This window comes from Arthrobacter luteolus NBRC 107841 (assembly GCF_001552075.1).
Classification (GTDB): domain Bacteria; phylum Actinomycetota; class Actinomycetes; order Actinomycetales; family Micrococcaceae; genus Arthrobacter_B; species Arthrobacter_B luteolus.
Map to the genome: position 1 here is coordinate 223215 of NZ_BCQM01000005.1, position 16435 is coordinate 239649.

Consider the following 16435-nt stretch of genomic DNA (forward strand, 5'->3'; position numbering starts at 1 on the left):
AACGTCCCAGCGAAAAGACTCCCGGCGTTGACGCGCCGGATATACCACCCTTGAAAGGGAACACAATCGTGAAGGTATTCCGCTTTGGCCGCACCGCGGCCGTTCTCTCGGTGGCAGCACTGTCCCTGGCCGCATGCGGCAGCGACAACGCCACCGACGCCGCCGGCACTGAAACTTCTGCCTCCGCCTCGACCGTCTCGGGAACACTGTCCGGCGTCGGCGCCAGTTCACAGGCCTCGGCCATGGATGCCTGGATTGCAGGGTTTAGTGCCGCGCACCCCGGCGCGTCCGTCCAGTATTCACCGGATGGTTCCGGTGCCGGACGGGAGGCCCTGCTGGCCGGCGGTGCGCAGTTCGCCGGCTCGGACGCCTACCTGAAGGATGAGGAAGCTGCCGCGTCGCAGAAGGTCTGCGGTCCGGACGGCGCCTTCAACGTTCCCGCCTACATCTCCCCGATTGCGATTGCCTTCAACCTGGACGGTGTGAAGGAACTGAACCTGGACGCCGCCACGATCGCCGGCATTTTCCGCGGAGAGATCAGCACCTGGAACGATCCGGCGATCGCCGGGCAGAACGAGGGCACCGAGCTGCCCGCCACACCGATCACCGTTGTCCACCGGGCAGATGACTCCGGAACCACCACTAACTTCACCGACTACCTCGCCGCCGCGGCTCCGGAGGTCTGGACTACCGAGGCCGACGGCGAATGGCCGGCTGAACTCGACGGCCAGGAGAACGCGCAGGGCACCAGCGGCGTCGTCTCCGCGGCCAGCGCAACCAACGGCGCCATCACGTACGCCGATGCCTCCGCCGTCGGGAACATGGGCAAGGTATCGGTCAAGGTGGGCGACGAGTACGTTGCCTACACCTCCGACGCCGCGGCCAAGGCCGTCGAGGCCTCCACTCCGGTCACCGGCGAAGGCCGTCCGGACGTTGACATGGCGATGGATCTGGCCCGCGACACCACGGAATCCGGCGCCTACCCTGTGGTTTTGGTCTCCTACCACATCTACTGCACCACCTACCAGGACCAGGAGACCGTGGATTTGATCAAGGCTTTTGGTGAGTACGTGGTGAGCGAAGAGGGACAGGCTGCAGCTTCCGACGCCGCCGGCAATGCCCCGCTGTCCGCTAACCTGCAGGAGCAGGCCGTCAAGGCCCTCCAATCCATCAAGGTCGCTTCCTAATACCCGGCCAGCCGAGGCAGGCCCCCGCACAGCGCCACGGCGCACTGCGGGGGCATTTGCCCCGCCAGGGAGCCAGCTTGAAGTTCACCGGCTGACAGTGAAAACTGGCGAGTGCGGTGTCTTGTCCACAGGTGAAGCAAGTTGCCAACAATTGTTCGAAGGGTTGTGCAGTGTCAAGCAAGTCAATACAGGGCGCCGGCGGTGCCGGACGTGCAGGAGACAAGGTCTTCTCCGGCATCACACTGCTGGCGGGTTGCCTGATCCTGACTGTCCTGTTCGCGGTGGCTGCGTTCCTGCTCTGGCAGGCGCTTCCCACCTTCACCGCCCCCTCGTCGGAGATCTCGGGCGGCTCAGGCTTCTTCACCTACATCTTCCCGCTGGTCATCGGTACGGTCATCGCGGCCGCGATCGCACTGCTGATCGCCACCCCGGTGGGAATCGGCGTCGCGCTCTTTATCTCGCACTACGCGCCGCGCCGGCTCGCGCAGAGCCTCGGCTACGTCGTAGACCTGCTGGCAGCGATCCCTTCCGTGGTGTACGGCGCCTGGGGCATGACCGTCCTGGCACCGGCCCTCGTGGGGCCGTATAACTGGCTGGCCGAGAACGCCGGCTGGATCCCGCTTTTCGCCGGACCCGCAAGCCAGACCGGCAAGACCATGCTGACCGCCGGCGTCGTGCTGGCCGTGATGGTCCTGCCGATCATCACCTCCCTGACCCGGGAAATTTTCCTGCAGACGCCGAAACTGCATGAGGAAGCCGCCCTGGCCATGGGTGCCACGCGCTGGGAAATGATCCGCATGGCCGTGCTGCCCTTCGCCCGGCCCGGCATCATCAGCGCCGTGATGCTTGGACTCGGCCGCGCCCTGGGCGAGACCATGGCCGTGGCCCTGGTGCTCTCCTCCGGCGGGCTGATCGCCAGCCTGATCAGGCCGGGAAACCAGACCATCGCCGCCGAAATTGCCCTGAACTTCCCCGAGGCCTACGGACTGCGGCTGTCTGAGCTGATCGCCGCCGGCCTGGTCCTGTTCGTGATCACCCTGATCGTCAACGTGATTGCCCGCTGGATCATCAGCCGCCACAAAGAATTCTCGGGAGCCAACTGATGATTGAGACCACCCTGACCCGTTCTTCCGCCCTGACCAAGAACAAGCTCCCCGGCTACGCGATGTGGGCCGTGCTGGCCGCGTCGATCGTGCTGGGAGCGGCGCTCTCTGCGCTGCTGGGGTTCCATGTTGCGTCGTTCGCCATTTTTGCCGCGCTTCTCTTCGTGGCCGGCAGCACCATCGTGACCCGGATGGTGGAAGGCAGCCGGCGCGCCACCGACCGGTTTGCCACCAACCTGATCTACGGCGCCTTCATCCTGGCCCTGGTACCGCTCATCTCGGTCATCTTCACCGTGCTGGTCCGGGGCCTGCCCGGACTGAGCCCGGACTTCCTGCTGACCTCCATGGGCGGCATGACCGGAACGGTGGATAACAACACTGCCGAGACCGGCGGGCCCGTCCTGGGCGGTGCCTACCACGCGATCATGGGCACGCTGCTGATCACGCTGTGGGCCACCATCATCTCCGTGCCGATCGGCCTGCTGACCGCCGTCTACCTGGTGGAATACAGCCGGGGCGGCCCCCTGGCCCGGGCCATCACCTTCTTCGTGGACGTGATGACCGGCATCCCGTCCATCGTGGCCGGCCTGTTCGCCGCCGCGTTCTTCGGGCTGCTCTTCGGTCCCGGAACCCGCACCGGCTTCGTCGCCGCCGTCGCGCTGTCCGTCCTGATGATTCCCGTGGTGGTGCGTTCCACCGAGGAAATGCTGAAGATCGTTCCCAACGAACTGCGCGAAGCCGCCTACGCCCTGGGTGTGAGGAAGTGGCGGACCATCCTGAAGATCGTGGTTCCCACCGCCATCTCCGGCATCGCCTCCGGCGTCACCCTGGCCATCGCCCGCGTGATCGGCGAAACCGCGCCGCTGCTGGTGACCGCCGGGTTCGTGAACACCATCAACCTGAATGTCTTCGCCGGCTGGATGTCCAGCCTGCCGACGTTTATCTACCGCCAGCTGATGAGCCCCACCTCGCCCACCAACACTGACCCGAGCACCCAGCGCGCCTGGGCTGCGGCGCTGCTGCTGATCGTCATGGTGATGCTGCTGAACCTCGGCGCCCGCCTCGTTGCCCGGATCTTCGCACCCAAGACCGGCCGCTGACCCTCCAGACCCGGCCGCTGCGGCGGCACCGGAGAATCCGCCTGGATGCTCCACCGGAAAAGAACAGAAGGAAACACATGTCCAAGCGAATCGACGTCAAGGGCCTCAACGTCTTCTACGGCGACTTCCTGGCGGTCGAAGACGTCAGCATCAAGATGGAACCGCGTTCGGTAACGGCGTTCATTGGCCCTTCCGGCTGCGGCAAGTCCACCTTCCTGCGCACCCTGAACCGCATGCACGAGGTCCTGCCCGGAGCACGGGTCGAGGGCGAGGTGCTGCTCGACGGCGAGAACCTGTACGGCCCCGGGGTTGACCCGGTGACCGTCCGCAGCCACATCGGCATGGTGTTCCAGCGGCCCAACCCGTTCCCCACCATGTCTATCCGGGACAACGTGCTGGCCGGGGTGAAGCTGAACAACAAGCGGATTTCCAAGTCCGACGCCGATGACCTGGTGGAGAAGTCACTGACCGGAGCCAACCTGTGGAAGGAAGTCCGGGACCGCCTGGACAAGCCCGGTTCCGGCCTCTCCGGCGGACAGCAGCAGCGCCTGTGCATCGCGCGGGCGATCGCGGTGTCCCCCGAGGTGATCCTCATGGACGAGCCGTGCTCCGCCCTGGACCCCATTTCCACGCTGGCCATCGAGGACCTGATCGAGGAGCTCAAGAGCGACTACACGGTCGTGATCGTCACGCACAACATGCAGCAGGCCGCCCGCGTTTCGGACAAGACGGCGTTCTTCAACATCGCCGGCACCGGCAAGCCCGGCAAGCTGATCGAATATGACGACACCACGGTGATCTTCAACAACCCGACGGTCAAGGCCACCGAGGACTACGTCTCCGGACGCTTCGGATAAAGCACGCACCAACGCACGCGCAGGACCGGACACCAGCTGTGTCCGGTCCTGCGGTGTCTGGAGGGTCTTCTGCGGGGCGGGGAGGCTAGAGGAGCGGGCTGAGGGCCAGGAAGAAGATTCCGCCCAGCAGGGCTGCCGCAGGCGCCGTGATCAGCCAGGTGCCCAGGATGTTGCGCAGCGGAATAAAGCGGACGGCGGCAAAGCGGCGGTTCGCTCCGGCGCCGACAATCGCCGCCGTCATGGTCTGGGTGCTGGAGAGCGGGATGTGCAGCCACAATCCGCCCAGGAACAGCATTCCGGTGGCCACCGCCTGGGCGCTCATACCCCGCAGCGGATCGATCCGCACCAGCCGGTAGCCCAGGGTATGGGTGATCCGCCACCCGCCGAACAGCGACCCGGCGGCCAGGGCGGTGCCGGCAAAAACCTGCACGCCCCAGGGAATTTCCCCGCCGGTCGAGTATCCCGCCGCCACGAGGCCGAGCACCAGGACTGCCATGGTCCGCTGCCCGTCCTGCATCCCGTGGCCCAGCGAGAACGCCGCGGAAAGCACTGACTGCGCAATGCGGTTCCCGGCGTCGCCGCGCCGCAGCGAGCTGTACCGCATCAGCCACATCACCGGGTAGACCAGCAGATAGGCCAGCACGAAGGCAAGGACGGGGGAGAGCAGCAGCGGCAGGGCGATCTGGTCCCAGAGCATCCGGAAGGATTCAGCGATGCTGGGTCCGCCCACCAGTGCGGATGCGGCTCCGGAGCCCACAATGCCGCCCACCAGGGCATGTGTTGAGGAGGACGGCATCCGCCGCCACCAGGTCCACAGGCCCCACGCGCAGGCCGAGGCGAGCCCGGCCATCAGGATCCCCAGGCCGCTGCTGCCCGGGGGCAGCTTCACGAACAGATCCGCCAGGACCAGCGCCAGGGCGGTGCTCATCAGCGCGCCCAGGAGGTTGAAAACGCTGGCCAGCACGACGGCGACGCCCGGTGTCAGGGCACGTGTCCGCACTGCTGCGGCAACCGAATTGGAGACGTCGTGGAAGCCGTTGATGAAGGCGTAACACCCCGCGAAGGCGAACACGGCGACGAGCAGTGCGGTGGTCAACCTACGATTCCCGCACGAGGATGTTGCCGACGTAGGTGCCGACCCGGCGCAGTTCCTTCGACGCCGCTGCGAGCTGGTCGGCCAGGTCCCGGTGGCGGATGTAGGACAGCGCCTTGTGGTCGTTCATCAACTCGGCGAGCCACATCCGGTGGGTCCGCTCCACGCGCTTGCTCAGGCGCAGCATTTCGATCCAGTAGTCTTCCAGGTCTTCGAGGGAAGCCAGGGTGCGCATCGCGGCCACGGTCAGTTCGGACTGCCGGCCCAGTACTTCGAGCTGTTCGGCGGCCCGCCGGGAAACGTGCGTCAGCTTGTACAGCGAAATGATCTCGGCGGCACTGTCCAGCCGCTCCATGACGGCCAGCAGAATGAGGGAAAGGTCGTAGAGGTCCTCGCGGGGCAGCGGATTAATGAAGCTGGTCCGCATCTGCGTCATCAGGGCGAAATGCAGCTCAGTGGTTTCCGCCTCCAGAGTGTGGAGCTCTTCGGCGAGCCGCGGGAACTCCGCGGGTTCGGCTCCCAAAGCCTCGGAGAGCGTAGCGGTGCCTCGGACGGCTTGTACCGCCATGCGGGAAAGAAGGTCCAGGCCGGCGCTTTCCTGCGGGAACAGCCGGAGTTTCATCGGACAGGCCGGGTGCGCTGGGAGCTCATCACACCGGTAAGAATATCCGATGGAGAAGATGTGAACGGTGCCGGACCGGGAGCGCCTCTCGGCGGAAGGCCGCTCGAAGCGGCTCTAAGTTGAAGCCCGGGGGTTCCGCGGTCCGACACCAATTTCAGTTTTCTACTCCCTGTCCCCGATGTCAACTGGAGTGTCCACAGGCCTGGAAGCTGCCCGGGATGGGCTTAGTCCAGTTCTCCGCGGCGCCAGGCCTCGGCCGAATACTCCAGGTCCTCGGCGGTTACCACCAGCTGGCGGGCATTCCGGGTGAGTTCGGTGGCACGCGCGCTGTTGCCTGCTTCCGCCGAGTCCGCGTGGTGGGTTTCGCCAAGGGACACAACCCGGCAGAACGCGGCGAAACGTTCCAGGGCGACGTCGAAGTCCCCCTTGAAGGCGCCGGACAGGATGGTGTCCGCCATGGCCCGCACTTCGTCCGCCCCCAGGGGTTCGGCCACGCCTGCCACCACCTTGGAGACCTGTGCGGCTTCCTTGCCGGCGGCATACAACGCGGCAACACGTTCCGGGTTCTGCTGGACGGCGGCGCGCAGGGCGTAGAGCCGCCAGAGGGCTCCGGGCAGGGAGCGCGCCGGGCTGGTCGCCCAGATCTCCGCCACGGCTTCGAGCCCCTGCTGGTCTGCCAGTTCCACCAGGCGGCGCGTGACCTCGGGATCGTCACTTTCCCGTCCATGGTGGACCAGGGCCTGGGCCGCCAGATGGGCGGCCTCGGAAACCCGGGCAGGGTCCGCACCGCCGGGATGGTTGGCGAAGTCCATGGGTGCATAGAGTTTCGGCTTGTGATGGCGGGGGGCTGATGAATCCGGCTCACTCATGTTTTGAGAATACTCCCGCCGGCACAGGGAATCGAGGCGGCTGCCCGCAGCCGGAGTCCGGCCGGAGGGACAGCCGAAAGGGGCATCCCTGGACGGGCGGAGGAGGTTTCCGCGTTTCCTCGGCGGTGCGATAAAGTGGGAAAGTCAACACGGCAGGTGTGTTCCGTTTTTGGGCAGCACCTGGTTTTGTTGGTGGGGGCCTTTAGCTCAGTTGGTAGAGCATCGGACTTTTAATCCGTGGGTCGTGGGTTCGAGCCCCACAGGGCCCACCCCTTGTTGGATGTTCAAACCTGCGGTGCCCGCAGGTTTGAACATCCTCACTTGCCGGTACCTCATTCACCGGCACCTCACTCACCGGCACTGTGCACGGACCTGGCCGCTGCTGGGGGAACACCAATCTCCTGGATGGTGTGGCCGGAACAACGCGTCCTCGTCACGTTGGCCTGCTCAATGCGCGTCACGAGGAACCAGCGCATTTCATTCCGCAGCTGACACCAGCCGATCAGATACCACCGGCCGTTTGTGGACCCGAAAATAACCGGCTCGACGTCGCGGGTGGTCTTTTCCCCGGACTGCGAAATGTAGCGGATCCGCACAACATATTGATCGGCCATGGCCTCCTCAAGGGCCGATCTGACGGCCCGCGCCGGAGCCGGTCCGCTGTTGACCCAGACGCGGCTCGCGAGCTCGTCGGCCTGCTTCCGGGTCCGGGGGTCAAGGACATCCAGGATCTTCCGGATGCCGGCCGAGGCCAGGTCAGCATAGGGGGCATCGGGGGCTGCCGAGACTGCCGCAAGGAGCGCCACGGCCTGGGACGGGGTCAAACTGATCGGCGGGAGATTGGACCGGGTGCTCAGGCCGTATCCGCCGCCGGGGCCGGGGCGCGACCAGATCGGCGCGCCGCTGTTCTCAAGCGCGTCGAGGTCCCGCTTGATCGTCCGCACCGAAACGCCAAACTCACTTGCCAGCCGGTCCGCCGTGCACCCTCGGGTACCGCTGCGCCGCAGCATCTCCGATAATGCGTGGAGCCGCTCTGCTCTTTTCATGTCTCAACCTCCAGCCAAATCATGCCAGAAATAGTGACAGGCAGCTGTCCACCAGGCCTGCGATGATCGTGGCATGACGACTGATTTGTATAGCCCAACTATCCTTCTGATCCCCGGACACTGGCTGGGGGCCTGGGCGTGGGACGACGTCCTGGAACACCTGACTGGCCTGGGCCGGCGGGCTGTTCCGATCACCTTGCCCGGACTCGACGCGACAGATCCGGAAAGGGCGTCCAGGACCCTCGGGGATCAAGCCGCGGCAATCGAGCAGGCCGTGGCGAGTGAAACCGGCCCGGTGATCATCGTTGCCCACAGCGGAGCGAATGCCCCGGTGAGCCTCGTTCTCGACCGGCTCCCCAACCTGATCCGCAGGGTGATCTGGGTCGACAGCGGCCCGGTCTCGTCCGGCACCGTGTTCGCCCCCGGAGCGGACATGGAAGAGCTTCCGCTGCCGCCCTTCGAAGTGCTCGGACAGCAAGCCAGTCTCGAAGGCCTCGGCGCCGGAGTTCTTGAGCGTTTCCGGACCCGGGCAGTCCCCGAGCCCGGACCCGTGCTGCGCGAGTCAGTGGAACTGAGCAGCGAGGCACGCTTTGAGGTGCCGGCCACCATCATCTGCTGCTCTCTTCCGAGCTCACAGATGATGGAGCTGGCCACCGCCGGCAATCCCATGTTCGCCGACGTTGCCAGGCTCCGGAACCTGGACCTTCTCGACCTCCCGACAGGCCACTGGCCGATGTGGAGCCGTCCCGCGGATCTTGCAGCAGTTATCGCAGAGGCGTCCCAGTCCAGCGAAAGGTCCCAGTCCAGCTAAAGTGCGCGCCCGGGGCCGGCCGACCGGCTGGGCCCCGGGTATTTCACACCCCGGCATTTCAACGGACTACCCGGGCTGGGAACCAGCGCCGGGCTGCATGGCCGGTGACGGATAGACAGCGAAGACGCGCTGGCCGTCCAGCCAGGCGGACAGCCGGCGGGCTTCGGCTGCCAATGCTTCGCCCTCATCCAGGGAGAGGCCGCCGTCGAGCAGCCGCAGTTCGACTTCCCCCTCCGGGTCCTGCACCCATGCCCCGGCAACCCGTCCGTTGACCCAGGCCGTGGTTCCGGCATTGCCAATGCTGTCAAAGAGCTGGGGTCCGAACCCGCCGAGGTAAAAGGCCCGCTCCTTCCAGCCCATGACCGTCGGATCCAGCAGCGGCAGGAGCGCTGCCCACGGCTCGGGGGCAGCAACCGGATCCAGATCGTCGGCACGCAGCCACCCGGTTGAACCGTCCTCCAGGGACACGCACTCCGCGCCGAGATCATCAAGGGCCGTCCGGACCGTGCCCTTGGTTCCGCCCAGCCACCAGGCGATGTCCTCCACGGTGCCCGGCCCGTAGGACCACAGCCACCGGTCCACCAGCTCGGCATAACCCTCCCGCGGGTCCAGGGCAGCTGGCACCGCCTGGCCCCACCACGCCTCCGCCGTCGTCCAGGTGGGGCGGCTGGCGTACCAGGCTCCTGCATTTCCGGCACGTGACGCAGCGCCGTCGAAGCCCAGCTGGGCGAGCACCCGCGGTGCGATCGCTACCGGCCCTCCCCAGGACTTTCCCGGGGCCTGCATGATGACGCCGTCGGCTTCGGGTACTTCCTGGCGGATCTGCTTCGAGGACCGCGGCACGCCGTCGGCCAGGCAAGCCAGCACTGCGTCCCCGGCGGCAGCAAGCCAGGCCGCGCCGCGCCCCTCACCGGCCGGTCCCCAGCGTTCGAGGTCCCGGATCAGCCGTCTGCGGTGCACTGCGGCTACCCGCGCGGCAGCACTGCCCCACACCGCGGGCAGCAGCTCACGGGGAAAAACGAAGAGCGTCTCACGCATGGACTGCTGTTTGATGAGCGAGCGGGAATCGTAGAGCGCACGTTCGACGTCGTCCACGCCGACGCTGCTGGTGCGCGCCCAGCAGGACAGATGCACGCTTGGCGCCTCTGTTGCATGCAGGCACACCACGGACCGGGCTGCCGCCTCCGGCGAATCGGCCCTGGCCGATGGGGCCAGGGCGTGCCGTACCCCGATGCGGGCGCGGCGCTCCCCGCCGGTCACCAGGCGGATGGGTCGGGTCAGGACTTCACCAGGCGGGCAATGGCGTCGGAGGCTTCCTTGATCTTCTCGTCAGCTTCGGGACCGCCGGCCTTGGCTGCGTTAACGACGCAGTGCTTGAGGTGGTCGTCCAGCAGGGCCAGGGCCACGTTCTCCAGGGCCGAGGTCAAAGCGCTGATCTGCGTGAGGATGTCGATGCAGTAGGTGTCCTCATCCACCATGCGGTGGATGCCGCGGGCCTGCCCCTCGATCCGCTTGAGACGGGCGAGGTAGCGGTCTTTGTCGCTGATGTAGCCGTGTGCGGTTCCGCTGGACGGCTTGGTGCTGGTAGCCATTGTGGTGCTCCTGATTCGGGGGTGCTGGTTAGTCGGAGGTGATGTGCTGGGCGGTATTGGGATGTGCGGTGCCGTGCTGTGTGGTGATGCTGCTGCCGGTGAAGCGGGCGGTGCTGGCCGCCGGCGACAGGTCCAGTCGCCGGAGCAGCTGGGCGTTGAGGGCGACGACGACGGTGGAGGCGGACATGAGTAACGCGCCGATGCTCATGGGCAGCACGAACCCTACCGGTGCCAGGACGCCCGCGGCCAGCGGCACGGAAATGAGGTTGTAACCGGCGGCCCACCACAGGTTCTGCTTCATTTTCCGGTAGCTGGCCCGGGAGAGGTCGATGACTGAGAGTACCGAGCGCGGGTCGGAACTGGCCAGGATGACGCCGGCGGAGCCGATGGCGACGTCGGTGCCGGCGCCAATGGCGATTCCTACATCAGCCTGGGCGAGGGCAGGAGCGTCGTTGACGCCGTCGCCGACCATGGCGACCTTCTTTCCTTCTGCCTGGAGCTCGGCGACCTTCGCCGCCTTGTCTTCGGGGCGGACACCGGCGAAGACCCTGTCGATCCCCAGCTCCCTGGCCACGGTCTCCGCGACGGCCTGGGCATCGCCGGTGATCATCACCACCTGCGCGCCGGCGGCGTGCAGTGCGTCCACTGCCTGCCGGGACTCGGGGCGGATCTCGTCGGCCAGCCGCAGGGCGCCGATGACGCTGCCGCCTTCCAGGACGTGCAGGATGATGGCACCTTCAGTCCGCCAGGTATCGGCGATGGGCAGTTCGGCAGCGCCGTGTTCCTCAAGCAGGTAGGGCCCGCCAACCTCCACCACCGTGCTTCCGCCCGGGCTCGCCACGGTGGCCTTTACCCCGACTGCCGGCGAGGAGGAAAAATCCGACGCCTTGGCGACGCGCAGTCCGCGGGCACGCGCCGCGCCGGTGACGGCCCGGGCCAGGGGATGCTCACTGTCAGCTTCGGCAGCGGCAGCCAGCGCGAGGACTTCGTCCTCCGTGTGGCCGTCAACCGGTTCGACGGCGGTGACGGTGGGTTCGCCCTTGGTCAGGGTCCCCGTCTTGTCGAACAGCACAGCATCCACCGAACGCATGGACTCCAGGGCCAGACGGTCCTTGATCAGCACACCGCCGCGGGCTGCGCGTTCGGTTGCGATCGAGACCACCAGCGGGATCGCCAGGCCCAGGGCATGGGGGCAGGCGATGACCAGGACGGTGATGGTGCGGACCACGGCGTCATCCGGCAGCCCAAGCAGGGACCAGACGACGGCGGTGACGGCCGCGGAGCCGAGGGCGAACCAGAACAGCCAGGCTGCTGCCCTGTCAGCAATCCGCTGGGCGCGCGAGGATGAGGCCTGGGCGTCCGCGACGAGTTTCTGGATACCGGCCAGGGCTGTGTCGTCCCCGATTGCCGTGACTTCCACCCGCAGACCCGAATCGGTCGCGACGGTGCCGGCGACCACGGCATCGCCACGTCCGCGGCGGACGGTCCGGGACTCGCCGGTGACCATGGACTCGTCCATGCTGGCGGAGCCGTCAACGATTCTTCCGTCAGCTGGTACGGAGGAGCCGGGGCGGACGATAACGACGTCTCCCACCGCCAGATCGGCGGGTGAGACCTTAACGACCTCGTCCCCGTCAACCTTCTCGGCTTCGTCGGGCAGCAGCGCCGCGAGCGAATCCAGAGCCGACGTGGTCTGGGCGAGGGAGCGCATCTCGATCCAGTGGCCCAGCAGCATGATCACGACCAGCAGGGCCAGCTCCCACCAGAAGTTCAGCTGAGCATCGAGCAGGCCCAGGCTGGCACCCCAGGAGGCGATGAACGCGACCGTGATTGCCAGCCCGATCAGCAGCATCATCCCCGGTTTGCGCGAACGGACCTCTGATACAGCCCCGGTGAGGAATGGCTGGCCGCCCCAGAAGTACATCACCGTGCCCAGGACGGGGGAGACCCACCAGACCCAGGCAGCATCCGGCAAGTGATAGCCGATGAGGTGGGCGAACATGTCATTGAACCCCACCACGGGAACGGCGAGGATGAGCATGATCCAGAACAGCCGCCGGAACTGCCCAACATGGTCACCGTGGCCACCGTGTCCGCCGTGTCCGTGCCCCCCGTGCCCGTGATCACCGTGGCCAGCCTGAGCGTGGCCCTCCTGGCCCATCTGTCCGGCAGCGGTGTGGCCGTTATGGTCCGCCGCTGCCTGGCAGCCGTGAGCGGAGTGGGAATGAGGTGCGGCCGACGGGTCAGGATGGGGCTGGTGTTCGTGACTGCTCATGAAACCAGCCTATACCCCCTATGGGTATAAGACCAGTGTTTGAAGGCCCTGCAGCTTCCTGCTCCAGACCGCCTAGTCCGCGGCGGAGCCGTGCTTCAGCAGTTTGTGTGTTCCGTCGCACCAGGGTTTGATTTTGGACCCGCCGCAGCGGCACAGCGCCACTGTTTCCCGGTTCTTGGGAACCAGGTTGCCCTCGGCGTCAAACACCTCAAAGTCGCCGCGCACCAGCAGGGGGCCGCCGGGGCAAACCATGACTGACACCGGGTCAGGGTTGCCGGCAGCGCCGTCCTGGCCCGCCACGGTGGCGGAAACGCTCACGCCGGTGGCTTCGACCAGTGCCACGGGCTTGCCGGCAGGGGTGCTGCTCACGGTGAGACCCCTGCCGCTGCGGCATCGGCGGCCAGGGCGGAGGCAGCAGGGGAGGGAGCGGGGGCGGCTGCACGGAGCGCCGACCCGTTGTCCTTCCAGGCCGCCAGCTGAAACTCGCCCTGGAGTGCGTCCAGGGTCAGGACGGCGGCCGCCCCGAAGAGGATGTCCGGAAGAAGCTCCGGTTCGGCTTCGGCGAGGCCGCCGGCAAGGTCCCGGGCGGCAATCTGCTCATGGACGGCGTCCGCTTCGACGTGCTCGTCAAAGTAGAAGGTGACGTCGGGGCCGAACCCCGCACGGCGGAAACCCTTGGCGTAAAAGGAGTTCGGGATGGAGGAGGTCATCTCAAAGGCTGCCAGGTGCCCGGCGATGCTGCCGCGCAGCCGGCGGTTCAGTCCGAACAGGGACATGGTGTTGGAGGAAGCGAGCACCAGCGCGGGAATCCGGTCCAGGTAGTAGCCGTAACGGGTATCCAGTCCCAGGCCTGCCATGGTGCGGGCAAACAGGTGCGAGTGCATCCGCTCCGGACGCCCGCCGCCGTACTCATCGGCCTGGATTTCCACCAGGGCTGCCTTGGCCCGTCCGACCGGAAGGCGGGGAATGGCCCAGCTGTGGGGATCAGCTTCGCGCAGCTGGTAGACGGAGCGCAGAATCAGGAACTCACGCAGCTGGTCCCCGGTGGCTGAGCGGGCAATGAACCGGGACACGGAGGGGCCGTCGTCCTCCGCGGCCAGTCCGAACAGGGTCTGGGCCACTGCTTCAGCGTCCGGTTCCGGCGCCTCCGGTACCGGAACGATGTTCCGCAGGGCGGTTTCGAAAGCCGCTTCCAGGGTGCGCCGCAGCCGGATCAGTTCCGGTTCCCACTCCATCGCGGGGTCCACGCCCCCAAGCCCGCTGTAGTGGAGCTCGTAGAGGCAGAAAAGCGCAAGCTGAATATCGTCGTCGCGAAGCAGGTCACCGGAAGCGGCTAGGGCGCTTTCCCCGGCGGCGGATAGCTGGCCGAGTGTTTCAGGCGCGGCATCGGCTCCGGCCAGCAGGGTATCCAGAAGCGCGGAGGTCAACGCTCCGCGGGGAGCAGGTAGCAACATGTCGTTCCTTAGGTGTGAGGCGTCATGCAATGCTGGAGGTCCAGTGGTTTCCAGTGGTAACTCCGGAGATAAGCATACTTGGTATTTTGGAGCGATCCCGAACCCTGCCAGTGCCGGCAGGGACAGGAAAGGGGGCGTTATGCCCGGCGTGGACGGCAGTCTCCTGGCAGCGATTCCTGCAATCCTGCTGGCGGCTGGGGCTGTTCTCTTCACTGCGCCTGCACTGGATGCAGCGCTGCGCCGGGATGACGGCGAACGCCTGTTCTGGGTGGGTTTCACCGGGCTGCTGACCGGAATCCTGGCGGTGGCCTGGGCTGGACTGGCGGGCACCGGCGCTGCCGCCGTCACCGGCCTGGTCCTGGTGGCGGGATCCGCCGCAGCATCGATCTGGCTGCGGCGCCGGCACCGGGCCAGGAAGCTGGCACGCGCAGAGCGGATCTGGGCCAAACGCCTCCATGGCCTGGACCTGCGGCGGGAAGCAGTCCTGCGGGAGTGGAGTTCCTACGAACTCGACCCCTGGAAAGGTGTGGAATACCCGGGACTGGGGGATGTGCGGGAAGCGGAAACGAGCCGGCTCGCACGGGCGTCCCGGGACGCTCTCGCGGCGCAGGAAGCCGCGCAGTCCCCGTCGCGGGAACCTGCTGCGCTGGGCACGTATGCCGCCGCCGTCGACCGTCTGGAAGAAGCCTGGGAAGCTGCCCGCCATGCCGCGCGGCGGCGGGCAGGATGAGTTTTTGGTGCTTCGCGGGACCGCTGGCGGACCGGGTGTAAAGCCGGCCGCTAATTGGAGCTGGCTCCCGCCTCTGCATATGGGGGGAACACAGAGGGGGGAGCCAGTTCCAGAAGTATACTAACTGGTAACCGGAGAATCCAATCGAGGAGGGGCAATGGCGGTAGCCGCCAAGGCATTCCAACATTGGCGCGCAACCATAGCCCCCGACGAGTCCACAACGGACCTGTGCCGGATGACCGGAATCAAGCGGTCTACACTCGCCCAGCAGCTGGTGCGGAACAAGGTTTCCATGGCCACGGTCATTCGGGTGGCCCGCGCCTACGGGCAGGATCCCGTCGCCGCGCTCTCCTCCTTCACTGAGTTCGCGGGCCTGGCTGAGGGCAGGCGGGAGCCCACTCAAGCTGAACTCATCAGCCAGGTGTCCTACCCCTGCATCCTCAAGGCCCTCTTGGACCGGGCCACCGCGGCCAAGGGCGGGAAGGTCCCCGAGCCGGAATTGTGCACCTATCCGGATACCGGCTCCGTGCGGCAGTGGTTCGATGCCGTTGATCCGGGCGATCTTCGCCAGCAGCTGTCTGCAGCCACCGGGACCGCGCCCCAGAACATTTCCGCGCAGCTGACCGCGGGGCGTCTGGCCCCGGATCTGGCCATCGCAGCAGCCCGGCTTGCCGGTGTGTCCCTCACCAGTGGCCTGGTAGTAACCGGTGTGCTGCACCCTGAAGAGGGAGGATGGCCGCCCAAGGGCCGCGAGAAGGCCATAGCGGAACTTTCCGACATCGACCTGGTCACGCTGGCACGGGACCGCCTGGATGCGCTGTCGAAGGTGCTGCGCAAGCGGGAGCAGGATGCAAAGTTCGATCAGGCACTTTTGGAGAATTTGGGATGACCGTAGATGTTGCCATCCAATTGGCGGCGCTGGGGCTCAGTTCGCTTTTTGCGCTGCTTCGGCTGCCGGGGGCGCTGCAGGGCAGGAACCGCGGAATGTTTGCCTGCATGGTGCTGATTGCGCTCGCCATGGCACTGAGCCTTCCGGGATTCTACGACCCGGTTGATGCCCTGCTGGGCGGCCGCAACCTTGCCAACTTGGCACTAAGACTGGCACTGGATGCGGTCTTCGTCATTCTGGGTGTGAAAGCCGCGGCGGCCTTTGGTGCCCGATGGTCAAGGAAGCTGATCATCGGCCCCGTAGGACTGGCGGTGCTGGGTCTGACAATCGGGTTGACCGTTTACCTCTTCGCGGCCAGTGAGCTGCCGGTGTCCTCTGCGGGTCTGTGGGCCTATGCCGATCAGCAGACGGTCCAGTGGTATGCCTCTGTCGGCCGGCTCTATCCCGGGTATGTAGCCGCGTGCGTCTGCATTCCAGCGCTCGCGGCCGCCGCCAATCCGCGGCTCAGTGTCCTCCACAGGACGGGCGCGGGGTTCGTCGGGGTTGGGCTGGCTGTCGTCTTTGTTTTCAGCGTCCTGATCGAACTGTTCGTCATCGGCGTGTTCGGGTTGGTCCTGCCGTTTTCCGCCGTCGTCCTGGTGACGTTGGGGCTGACGATTATGTGGGTCTCGCATGTCCGCCAGCGCCGGCGGCCGCCCCAGAACCTCTTGGCGGAAAGTTACCGAAACGTGAGTTGAATTTCACAGAATCTGTTCACAACTTCATGACCCTGTGCCAGACTAATGAATATGTAACGTCCGCTGCCTG

Annotated in this window: 17 protein-coding genes and 1 tRNA gene; 9 read left to right on the plus strand and 9 right to left on the minus strand. The window is 66.3% G+C overall.

Annotated features, from left to right (window positions below):
- Positions 1-68 precede the first annotated feature (68 nt).
- The 4 genes from pstS (at position 69) to pstB (ending at position 4247) form a co-directional block, all read left to right on the plus strand.
- Positions 69-1187 (plus strand): phosphate ABC transporter substrate-binding protein PstS, encoded by a 1119-nt coding sequence (gene pstS / locus AL3_RS11250; protein ID WP_066301057.1) that lies wholly within the window; start codon positions 69-71, stop codon positions 1185-1187.
- Between the two features lie 170 nt (positions 1188-1357).
- Entirely contained in the window at positions 1358-2290 is a 933-nt protein-coding gene (pstC, locus tag AL3_RS11255) for a phosphate ABC transporter permease subunit PstC (protein ID WP_066300733.1), read from the plus strand.
- Positions 2290-3390, plus strand: coding sequence for a phosphate ABC transporter permease PstA (gene pstA, locus AL3_RS11260; protein WP_174522139.1), 1101 nt, complete (start codon positions 2290-2292; stop codon positions 3388-3390). The genes pstC and pstA overlap by 1 nt, the downstream gene beginning before the upstream one ends.
- 77 nt (positions 3391-3467) lie before the next feature.
- Positions 3468-4247, plus strand: coding sequence for a phosphate ABC transporter ATP-binding protein PstB (gene pstB, locus AL3_RS11265; protein ID WP_066300736.1), 780 nt, complete (start codon positions 3468-3470; stop codon positions 4245-4247).
- Positions 4248-4332: 85 nt separating this feature from the next.
- On the opposite strand, the gene AL3_RS11270 is transcribed toward pstB, so the two are convergent.
- The 3 genes from AL3_RS11270 to AL3_RS11280 form a co-directional block, all read right to left on the minus strand.
- Positions 4333-5343 carry an inorganic phosphate transporter gene (locus tag AL3_RS11270; RefSeq protein WP_066300739.1) on the minus strand — a complete coding sequence of 337 codons (1011 nt, stop codon included), beginning with the start codon at positions 5341-5343 and terminating at the stop codon, positions 4333-4335.
- A 1-nt stretch (position 5344) separates the two neighbouring features.
- Entirely contained in the window at positions 5345-5962 is a 618-nt protein-coding gene (locus AL3_RS11275) for a DUF47 domain-containing protein (RefSeq protein WP_066300741.1), read from the minus strand.
- 224 nt (positions 5963-6186) lie between these two features.
- The gene (locus AL3_RS11280; protein WP_066300743.1) at positions 6187-6831 is read right to left on the minus strand and encodes a hypothetical protein; all 645 of its coding nucleotides are present in this window, start codon (positions 6829-6831) and stop codon (positions 6187-6189) included.
- 196 nt (positions 6832-7027) lie between these two features.
- Between AL3_RS11280 and AL3_RS11285 the strand changes: the two genes are divergently transcribed.
- Positions 7028-7100, plus strand: a tRNA-Lys gene (locus AL3_RS11285).
- A gap of 78 nt (positions 7101-7178) precedes the next feature.
- Here the strand turns inward: AL3_RS11285 and AL3_RS11290 are convergent.
- Complete coding sequence (locus AL3_RS11290) at positions 7179-7877, minus strand: helix-turn-helix transcriptional regulator (protein WP_066300746.1); 699 nt, start codon at positions 7875-7877, stop codon at positions 7179-7181.
- A gap of 73 nt (positions 7878-7950) precedes the next feature.
- Here AL3_RS11290 and AL3_RS11295 point away from each other — a divergent pair, with 73 nt between their 5' ends.
- Complete coding sequence (locus AL3_RS11295; RefSeq protein ID WP_066300749.1) at positions 7951-8688, plus strand: alpha/beta fold hydrolase; 738 nt, start codon at positions 7951-7953, stop codon at positions 8686-8688.
- 66 nt (positions 8689-8754) lie between these two features.
- On the opposite strand, the gene AL3_RS11300 is transcribed toward AL3_RS11295, so the two are convergent.
- The 5 genes from AL3_RS11300 to AL3_RS11325 form a co-directional block, all read right to left on the minus strand.
- Positions 8755-9948: a winged helix DNA-binding domain-containing protein gene (locus tag AL3_RS11300; RefSeq protein WP_255220895.1), complete on the minus strand. Its 1194-nt coding sequence runs from the start codon at positions 9946-9948 to the stop codon at positions 8755-8757.
- A 17-nt stretch (positions 9949-9965) separates the two neighbouring features.
- Positions 9966-10280 (minus strand): metal-sensitive transcriptional regulator, encoded by a 315-nt coding sequence (locus tag AL3_RS11305; protein ID WP_066300753.1) that lies wholly within the window; start codon positions 10278-10280, stop codon positions 9966-9968.
- 28 nt (positions 10281-10308) lie between these two features.
- On the minus strand, positions 10309-12555 hold the full coding sequence (locus AL3_RS11310; protein WP_083521680.1) for a heavy metal translocating P-type ATPase: 2247 nt from the start codon (positions 12553-12555) through the stop codon (positions 10309-10311).
- 72 nt (positions 12556-12627) lie between these two features.
- Complete coding sequence (locus AL3_RS19080) at positions 12628-12924, minus strand: CDGSH iron-sulfur domain-containing protein (RefSeq protein WP_306303032.1); 297 nt, start codon at positions 12922-12924, stop codon at positions 12628-12630.
- Complete coding sequence (locus AL3_RS11325; RefSeq protein ID WP_066300758.1) at positions 12921-14009, minus strand: iron-containing redox enzyme family protein; 1089 nt, start codon at positions 14007-14009, stop codon at positions 12921-12923. Before AL3_RS11325 ends, AL3_RS19080 begins: the two co-directional genes overlap by 4 nt.
- Before the next feature lie 139 nt (positions 14010-14148).
- Between AL3_RS11325 and AL3_RS11330 the strand changes: the two genes are divergently transcribed.
- The 3 genes from AL3_RS11330 (at position 14149) to AL3_RS11340 (ending at position 16365) form a co-directional block, all read left to right on the plus strand.
- Complete coding sequence (locus AL3_RS11330) at positions 14149-14739, plus strand: hypothetical protein (protein WP_066300761.1); 591 nt, start codon at positions 14149-14151, stop codon at positions 14737-14739.
- A gap of 157 nt (positions 14740-14896) precedes the next feature.
- Entirely contained in the window at positions 14897-15628 is a 732-nt protein-coding gene (locus tag AL3_RS11335; RefSeq protein WP_066300765.1) for a hypothetical protein, read from the plus strand.
- Complete coding sequence (locus tag AL3_RS11340; RefSeq protein ID WP_066300767.1) at positions 15625-16365, plus strand: hypothetical protein; 741 nt, start codon at positions 15625-15627, stop codon at positions 16363-16365. The genes AL3_RS11335 and AL3_RS11340 overlap by 4 nt, the downstream gene beginning before the upstream one ends.
- The last annotated feature ends 70 nt before the right edge of the window (positions 16366-16435 follow it).